Below are 7,819 nucleotides of genomic sequence, written 5' to 3'. Positions count from 1 at the left end.
CACACCGACCCGCGCCGGCCGTCCGCGTTCCGCACCCCTCCGACGCAATTGGTCCAGACCTAAATGGTCCAGACCTATTGACGGGCCTTGCCGCCCCTCCTACGATCCGGACCGGCACAGCCCCACATGTCCCCACCTCACCCAGAGCCGGGCGTCGCGCCCCCACGCGTCGTCACATCCCAGACGCCCGGCGGGAAGAGAGCACTGCATGTTCCGTCGTAGGTCGCGTACTCCACGCCAGTCGGGCCAGGCCCGCCCCGGTCCGCAGCGGGCGGTCGTCGAGCGCGCAACGCAGGTCCACCGGACCGGACAGGGCGGGCGCGGGTCGAGCGTCCTGAGCCGCACCCTGGCCGGGGTGAGCGCCGCCGCCGTCATCGGGGCGGGCATCGCCGTGGCCGGCACCGTCACGGCCGGGGCCGCCACCCCCAACCTGGTGAACAACCCCGGGTTCGAGAGCGGGCTCTCCGGCTGGAACTGTTCCGGCGGCACCGGCGCGGTGGTCAGCAGCCCGGTCCACTCCGGCAGTTCCGCGCTCCAGGCCACGCCCACCGGCCAGGACACCGCCCAGTGCACCCAGACCATCAGCGTGCAGCCCAACTCCCAGTACACGCTGAGCGCCTACGTCCAGGGCAGCTACGTCTACCTGGGCGCCACCGGCACCGGCGGCGGCAGCGACCCGTCCACCTGGACGGCCGGCAGCGCGTCCTACAGCCAGCTCAGCGTCGGCTTCACCACGGGGGCGAACACCACCTCGGTGACCGTCTTCCTGCACGGCTGGTACGGGCAGCCCGCGTTCTACGCGGACGACGTGTCGCTCGCCGGCCCCGGCGGCAGCAGCCCCAGCCCCACGGTGACCACCCCGCCGCCGACCAGCCCGCCGCCGACCTCGCCCCCGCCCACCACCCCGCCGCCCACGACGCCGCCGCCGACCAGCCCGCCGCCCACCAGCCCGCGGCCCACCACGCCCGCGCCGGGTGACACCTGCCCGACGAAGCCCAAGCCGTCCGGCAAGGTCCTCCAGGGCTACTGGGAGAACTGGGACGGCGCCTCCAACGGCGTCCACCCCGGCATGGGCTGGGTCCCGATCACGGACAGCCGGATGGCCGCGCACGGCTACAACGTCATCAACGCCGCCTTCCCGGTGATCCTCTCGGACGGCACCGTGCTGTGGCAGGACGGCATGGACGCCAACGTCAAGGTCTCCACCCCGGCCGAGATGTGCCAGGCCAAGGCCTCCGGCGCGACGATCCTGATGTCGATCGGCGGCGCCGCCGCCGGCATCGACCTCAGCTCCAGCACCGTCGCCGACAAGTTCGTCGCCACCGTCGTCCCGATCCTCAAGAAGTACAACTTCGACGGGATCGACATCGACATCGAGACCGGCCTGTCCGGCAGCGGCAACATCAACACGCTGTCCGCCTCCCAGGCCAACCTGATCCGCATCATCGACGGCGTGCTGGCCCAGATGCCGGCCGGCTTCGGCCTGACGATGGCCCCCGAGACCGCGTACGTCACCGGTGGCAGCGTCAACTACGGCTCGATCTGGGGCGCCTACCTGCCGATCGTCAAGAAGTACGCCGACAACGGGCAGCTGTGGTGGCTGAACATGCAGTACTACAACGGGAGCATGTACGGCTGCTCCGGTGACTCCTACCAGGCCGGCACCGTGCAGGGCTTCACCGCGCAGACCACCTGCCTGAACAACGGCCTGACCATCCAGGGCACCACCATCAAGGTCCCCTACGACAAGCAGGTTCCCGGTCTGCCGGCCCAGCCCGGCGCGGGCGGCGGCTACATGGACCCGGGCCTGGTCGGCCAGTCCTGGAGCGCCTTCAGCGGCTCGCTGAAGGGCCTGATGACCTGGTCGATCAACTGGGACGGCTCCCGGGGCTGGACCTTCGGCGACAACGTCAAGCGCCTCCAGGGGCGTTGACGCCCAGCTGAGCTCCCGCTGAGCTCCCGCTGACCCCCCTGCTGACACCACCGCGCCCGGGCTCCGGCCCCGGGCGCGGTGGTGGCGCCGCTCAGCCGGCCGCGTCGTCCGCCGGTGGGGTGTCCGCCGGCGGGGCGTCCGGTGGCAGGGGGCTCGCCGGAGCGGGCCGGACGGAGCCGAACACCTGCCGCACCTTTGCCAGCGTCGCCTCGGACGGCTGCCGCAGACAGGCCGTCACCTCGACCACCGCCTTGCGGTCCGCGCCGTTGACGGCCCGGACGCCGACCAGCTCACGGGTGCCACCGCGGATCACGCAGTCCTCCTCGGCGGTGGAGTCGGTGAGTCCGGGCGTGGTCCGGGAGACCTTGTCGACCAGTTCCTGGCCCTCCAGCAGCCGGAAGACGAGGATGACGTCGCCGCCGAGCAGCGCTCCGGAGGACGGGCAGACGGGGGTCGCGCAGGACGAGACCTGCGGCCGGGTGCCGAGGTAGCCGAACCGCTTCTGCGGGTCGGTGGCCGGGGCGGCCCAGCTGTGCCAGCCCGCCGGGACGTCGACGGTCATCTCCGGGAACATCGGGAAGGTGACCGGGGTAGGCGTCGGCGTCGGTGCAGGTACCGGTGTCGCCGTCGGTGACACCGGGGCCGGGGCGGCCGCGGCCGGCCCCAGTCCCGTCCCCCGCCCGGGTGCGGGGGCGAGCGCCGGTGCGGTGGCCAGGACGGCGGCGGTGAGCCCTGCCGTCAGCCCGGCCGCCAGCGCGACGGCCCGCCGCCGGCACCTGGCCCGGGCGACCCGGGCGAGCACCCGGTCCATCCGGTCGTCCGGGGCCTCCAGCGCCGGGACGGCCCGGTGCAGCAGGATCCGCAGCTCCTCCTCGTCGCTCCCGTCGTCCACCGGTCCGTCCGGCCCGGTCAGGTCAGTTCCACGCACGGCGTCCTCCGTCCAGCAGGAGTTCCCTGGCCGGCAGCCGGCCGCGCAGCGCCGCGAGCGCCCGGTGCGTCTGGCTCTTGACGGTGCCCGTGCTGCAGCGCAGGATCTCGGCGGTCTCCTCGACGCCGAGGTCCTCGAAGAAGCGCAGCACCACCACCGCGCGTTGACGCGGCGGCAGCGACCGCACGGCCTCGGCGACCACCTGGCCGAGCACCACCTCGTCGTACGGGTCGACGCCCGGCGGCGGCTCCGGCAGCTCCCCGTGCGGCAGCTCCCCGGTCCAGCGGCGCCGCCACCGGGAGACGTGGCAGTTCACCAGCACCTTCCGCAGGTACGCCTCGGGCCGGTCGGGGGCGATCCGCGCCCACTTGGGCCACACCTTGGCGAGCGCGGTCTGCAGCAGGTCCTCGGCCTGGTGCGGGTCGCCGGTCAGCAGCCAGGCGACCCGCAGCAGCTTCGGCCCGCAGGCGGCCACGAACTCCTCGAAGTCCGGCGGTGTCGCGTTCGTCATCCTGCCGTTGTCCCCACCATGGTGCTCGTGTCGATCCCGTCCGGTGCGGCGGCCGGTCGGGCCGCGGTCTCGTCGTTTGTCTCACGGCACCTTGACGCGGTGGGGGGCGGTTCGGGTTGCCCGCCGGACTCCGAGGAGGTCAGAGCGTGGTGAGCAGCGTCCCCTCGTAGGCCAGCCACTGGGCGAACGCGTGCAGTCCCTTGGCCTGTTCGGTCGCCGGTGCCCAGGCGGGCGGGCGGGGGCCGTCCGCGAGATCGGGCCGAGGGGCGGGGAGTCCCGGCTCCGAGGAGCCGGTCCGGACCGGCACCGGGCGGACGGCCGCGTGCACGGCCCGCGCCAGCGCGCCCACTGTGGTGGGCTTCTCGTCGGCGACGGTCAGGGCGTGGGCGGCGGGCCGGGTGCGGAGCACCGCCGCCACGGCGTCGGCCAGGTCGTCCACGTACACCGGGAAGACCTCGGCCTCCGGGTCCCCCTGGACGACCACCGGTTGGCTGCGCAGCGCGTCCCAGACCATGCGGCCGATGGGGGTGTCCCGGGAGCAGCCCGGCCCGTACAGCTCGCCCACGGTCAGGGTGTAGGCCCGGGGGGCGTCGAGCGGGCGGACGGTCAGCGTGCCGCCCGCGGCGGGCCCGCGCAGGCCGGTCAGGTCGAGGACGGCGTCGGGTACCCCGTTCTCGGTCAGGTCGGTGAGCCGCCGGACGAGGTGCTCGCCCACCGGTGTCGCCCCGCCGCGCACGGTGAGGCCGGAGCGCCGCCGGGAGCGGCCGGCGGACGGCCGGTCGGCGGCCTCGCGCCCGGCGGCCAGCGCGCGGCGGGCCACGTCCGCGAGGGCCTCGCGGCGTTCGGCGATCCGCTCCTCGGTGCTGGTGTTGCTGATGCCGCCGGGCCCGATCGTCGCCATCGCCTCGGCGTACACCTCGGGCCGCTCCGGCGGCCCTTCGGCGGTGCCCAGGCCCCGGCGGGCGGCCTCGTGGCCCATGGCGAGGGCGGTGAGCCAGGTGCCCCGGACGTCCGGGGCGTCGGCCTCCGGTCCGGGCGGGGTGAGGAGCGAACCGGGCAGGCCGAGGCCGCGCAGGTACTGCTCGCTGTCCATGTGCAGCCACCGTTCGGGGCCCGGACCGGGGACCCGCACCGCGCAGCGGGCGATGCCGTACTTGAAGAAGGGCAGCACCGTCAGGCCGGTCAGCCGGTTCCCCTCGTGGCCGGGCCGGTCGTCGGGCAGGAAGCAGACGGAGCGGCGGGGCCCCCGGAAGGCGTTGCCCGAGATCGAGCCGCGGTCCTCGTGCTCGGCGAGGTTGGGGACGGAGACGTAGCGGGGGACGCCGTTCTCGGTCAGGTAGCGGTGCATCAGGATGTCGTCGGGCCAGGCGTTCAGGCGCTGTCGGCCGTAGTGGACGAAGCCCTCGGCGACCGCCCGGGGCAGCACGATGGCGACGCACGGGAAGTACTCGTTGACCGCGCCGACCCAGCGGGCGCCGGCCATGGCGCCGAACCGGATCGCGGCCCCGTTGCGGGAGTCCCACAGGGCGAACAGGGCCAGCGCCGCGTCCGGCATCGCGTCAATGGCGAGACGGACCCGTTCGAAGAACGATTCGGACAACAGCATGTCGTCCTGTACGACCAGTTGATGGGTGGCTCCGTCCTCGACGGAGTCCCAGGCGGCGAGTGCCGTGCGCAGCACCGAGGGGGTGCCGGTCGGGTCCGGATCCATCACGACGCGCAGCGCTCCAGGCGGCGCTGCCTGGGCCATCCGCTCGGCAGCCCTTAAACGCTTGGGGTGGGTCATGACCACTCCGCTGAGCTGATGGCTCGTCACGTGATTTCCCTCTCTCCGGTGGGGCGTGGGTGACTTGACGGCATTCGTGGAACACCGGGCTATTACGGGTGCCACTGATTCCGGACAGTACGGATCGCGCCGAGAGCTGGCAAGAGTGCCGAATTAGCACTGGCGGAGCGGTTGATGGGCCACGGATGCTGGGCTGGCACGCCGCCTTCAGTGTGAAGCCTGAGGCCGTCTGTGAGTGCGCATCCCGAATTCACCGTCTTTACGGAAGGGACACACATGTCCACTGGATCGTCCGTGCCGTTGAACGAAGCCGAAACCGACGGCGTGGAGAGCGTCGAATCCCGGTTGGAGAAACTCCGCGACGCCCGCGTCGTGGTGACGGGAGGCGGGGGCCTGGTCGGCAGCCGGCTCACCGCCCTGCTGTGCCGGGCCGGTGCCGAGGTGGCCGTGCTGGACCGGATGGACGCCTACCCCGAGTCCGGCCACTCGCTCTTCGGGGTGGAGAAGAGCGAGGCCAGGCTCGTCGTCGGCGACATCTGCGACCGCGAGGTGGTCGCCGGGCTGCTCCGGGAGGCCGACTTCGTGGTCCACGCGGCCGCCTACGCGGACGTGGCCGCCTGCACCCGGAACCCCGACATCGCCTTCCGGGCCAATGTCCAGGGCACCCAGATCGTGCTGGAGGAGGCGCTGCGGGCGGACGTCCGCCGGCTGGTACTGGTCTCCTCGGCTTCCGTGTACGGCGACGGCCCCACCGACGAGCCCGGGCCGCACGTGTTCCACGAGGACCAGCCGTTGTTCCCGCTGTCGGTGTACGCGAACGGCAAGTTGTGGGCGGAGCACCAGGCCCGGCTGATGCTCGGGTCCTCGTCCGGCTGCGAGTACGCGATCGTCCGGTACTTCTCCGTGTACGGGGAGCCGCAGATCCCGAAGCAGGGCAGCCACTCCTGGATGGTCCCGTGGCTGTCCCTCCAGGCCAAGCTGGGCCGCCCGATGCGGTTGAACGGGGGCGGCGTCCAGGTGCGCGACATGGTCCACGTCGACGACATCGCCGCGGCGACGGCGCTGGCCCTCGTCGAGGAGGGGATGGCGGGCCGGACGGTGAACGTCGGCACCGGGCGTCCGACGTCCATCCGGGAGGTCGCGGACCTGCTGATGCCCTATTTCCCGGACGCGCGCCGGATCGTCACCCCGCGCCCCGAGGGCGACCCGCTCGGCGGGTACGCCTCCACGGAGCGCTGCCGGGAACTGTTGCGCTGGCAGGCCTCGATCACCGTGCCGCAGGGCGTCGAGCGGTACGTGCGGTGGCTGGAGGCGACGCCCGAGGCGGTCCCGCGCTGGCTGACGGAGGAGAGCGCGTGACAGTCTGTGGCCCCGTGGACGTCCGCCGCGCGGCGGACGCCGGAGGAGGTGGTGCGGGCATGGGGTACGTCGGCTCTTACGTGTGGTCGCTGCGTCAGAAGGTGGGCAGTCGAAGGCTGTTGTTGCCGGGGGCCCAGGTCCTGCTGATCGACGCGGACGGCCGGGGGCTGTTCCAGCAGCGGGTCGACAACGGGGTGTGGGAGCTGCCGGCGGGCGCCTGCGAGGAGGACGGGGGCTTCGCCGACGCCGCCGTCCGGGAGGTCGCGGAGGAGACCGGGCTGCGGGTCGACAAGGAGGACCTGGTGGCCTTCGGGTCGCTGTCCGACCCTGCGGTGCACACGCTGACCTACCCGAACGGGGACGTCAACCACTGCTTCGCGCTCTGCTTCGTGGCCCGGCGCTGGTCCGGGGAGCTCGCCCCGGGGGCGGACGAGGTGCGCCGGGCGGAGTTCCGTCCGCTGGGCGACCCTCCGGCGCCGCTGCACCCGCCCACGCGGGTGGTGCTGTCGATGTACCGGGCGTTCGTTGCCGACGGAAGGTTCCAGGCGAAGTGAGTGACGTGCGAGCGATCCGGGCGGCGGTGTCCTGCCGGGCGTGCCTGTCGGGGGAGGACCTGGACTGGCTGGGCGGCGGGCGCTCGGTCAGTCTGGCCCTCGACCTGCCGACCACGGTCGAGGTCGTGCCCGGCGCGGCGCCGGAGGTGGCGGAGGACGGCTGGCCGGTCCAGGTGTGGGCGTTCCTGCGCGAGCGGCTGCCCGGGCTGGCCGCCTCCCCGCCGGCCGTCCGGGTCCACAGCGAGGCGCCCGCGGCGAGCGGGCTGTCCTCGTCCACCGCGCTGATCGTGGCGCTGTTCCGGGCGTTCGCCGAGGCGGGGTCGCCGGACGGCGAGCGGGTGCCGCACGACTCGATCGTCCAGTGGGCGTACGAGTTCGAGTTCGAGCGCTTCAACGGCGGCGGCATGGACCACCTCGCCGTCGCCGAGGGCGGCGCGCTGCTGATCGACGGCCGGGAGCGGGGGCTGCCGGTCGTCCTGGAGCGGCTGGAGTTCCCGGAGGACTGGCGGGTGGTCGTGGTGGACTCGGGCACCCGGAAGAACACCGGTGACCACATCCGCACGGTCCGGGCGCAGCTCGCGGGCGGCGATCCCGCCCTGGCGGCGTACCGGGCCGAGGCCGACCGGGCGCGGCCGCGCCGAGCGCGAGCGCGGCCGCGAGCACCAGCCCGCAAGCTCCCCATCTCTGGCGTTTATTACGCTTTTGTCCTTGGCTCATGCCCCCAGCGAACCCCGGACCCGGGGCAAGT

The 7,819-nt window shown here is 73.4% G+C and carries 6 protein-coding genes and 1 pseudogene; 4 read left to right on the top strand and 3 right to left on the bottom strand.

What is annotated here, in order from left to right:
* The first annotated feature begins 355 nt into the window (after positions 1 to 355).
* A complete protein-coding gene (locus tag ACFRMQ_RS34865; protein ID WP_380734805.1) occupies positions 356 to 1,933 on the top strand; it encodes a carbohydrate binding domain-containing protein in 1,578 nt (525 codons plus the stop codon).
* Positions 1,934 to 2,024: 91 nt separating this feature from the next.
* Here the strand turns inward: ACFRMQ_RS34865 and ACFRMQ_RS34860 are convergent, their stop codons facing one another.
* The 3 genes from ACFRMQ_RS34860 to ACFRMQ_RS34850 all read right to left on the bottom strand — a co-directional run bounded on the left by ACFRMQ_RS34860 (position 2,025) and on the right by ACFRMQ_RS34850 (position 5,188).
* The gene (locus ACFRMQ_RS34860) at positions 2,025 to 2,861 is read right to left on the bottom strand and encodes a hypothetical protein (RefSeq protein WP_380734804.1); all 837 of its coding nucleotides are present in this window, start codon (positions 2,859 to 2,861) and stop codon (positions 2,025 to 2,027) included.
* Positions 2,848 to 3,372, bottom strand: a complete 525-nt coding sequence (locus ACFRMQ_RS34855) for a SigE family RNA polymerase sigma factor (RefSeq protein WP_380734803.1) — start codon at positions 3,370 to 3,372, stop codon at positions 2,848 to 2,850. Before ACFRMQ_RS34855 ends, ACFRMQ_RS34860 begins: the two co-directional genes overlap by 14 nt.
* 139 nt (positions 3,373 to 3,511) lie before the next feature.
* Positions 3,512 to 5,188 carry a hypothetical protein gene (locus tag ACFRMQ_RS34850; protein WP_380734802.1) on the bottom strand — a complete coding sequence of 559 codons (1,677 nt, stop codon included), beginning with the start codon at positions 5,186 to 5,188 and terminating at the stop codon, positions 3,512 to 3,514.
* A 270-nt stretch (positions 5,189 to 5,458) separates the two neighbouring features.
* Here ACFRMQ_RS34850 and ACFRMQ_RS34845 point away from each other — a divergent pair, with 270 nt between their 5' ends.
* The 3 genes and pseudogenes from ACFRMQ_RS34845 to ACFRMQ_RS34835 form a co-directional block, all read left to right on the top strand.
* Positions 5,459 to 6,517 carry an NAD-dependent epimerase/dehydratase family protein gene (locus ACFRMQ_RS34845; RefSeq protein ID WP_380734800.1) on the top strand — a complete coding sequence of 353 codons (1,059 nt, stop codon included), beginning with the start codon at positions 5,459 to 5,461 and terminating at the stop codon, positions 6,515 to 6,517.
* The gene (locus tag ACFRMQ_RS34840) at positions 6,514 to 7,071 is read left to right on the top strand and encodes an NUDIX domain-containing protein (protein WP_380734799.1); all 558 of its coding nucleotides are present in this window, start codon (positions 6,514 to 6,516) and stop codon (positions 7,069 to 7,071) included. Before ACFRMQ_RS34845 ends, ACFRMQ_RS34840 begins: the two co-directional genes overlap by 4 nt.
* Positions 7,068 to 7,819, top strand: a pseudogene (locus ACFRMQ_RS34835) (hypothetical protein); the annotation flags it as partial. The gene ACFRMQ_RS34840 and the pseudogene ACFRMQ_RS34835, both read left to right, overlap by 4 nt.

This window comes from Kitasatospora sp. NPDC056783 (assembly GCF_042789895.1).
GTDB lineage: Bacteria > Actinomycetota > Actinomycetes > Streptomycetales > Streptomycetaceae > Kitasatospora.
This window is presented reverse-complemented; position numbering and strand designations above follow the sequence as displayed.

What these genes read in the sequence shown, in the direction of transcription:
- ACFRMQ_RS34855 (WP_380734803.1), bottom strand. Translation starts at nt 3,372, where the DNA reads ATGACGAACGCGACACCGCCGGACTTCGAGGAGTTCGTGGCCGCCTGC.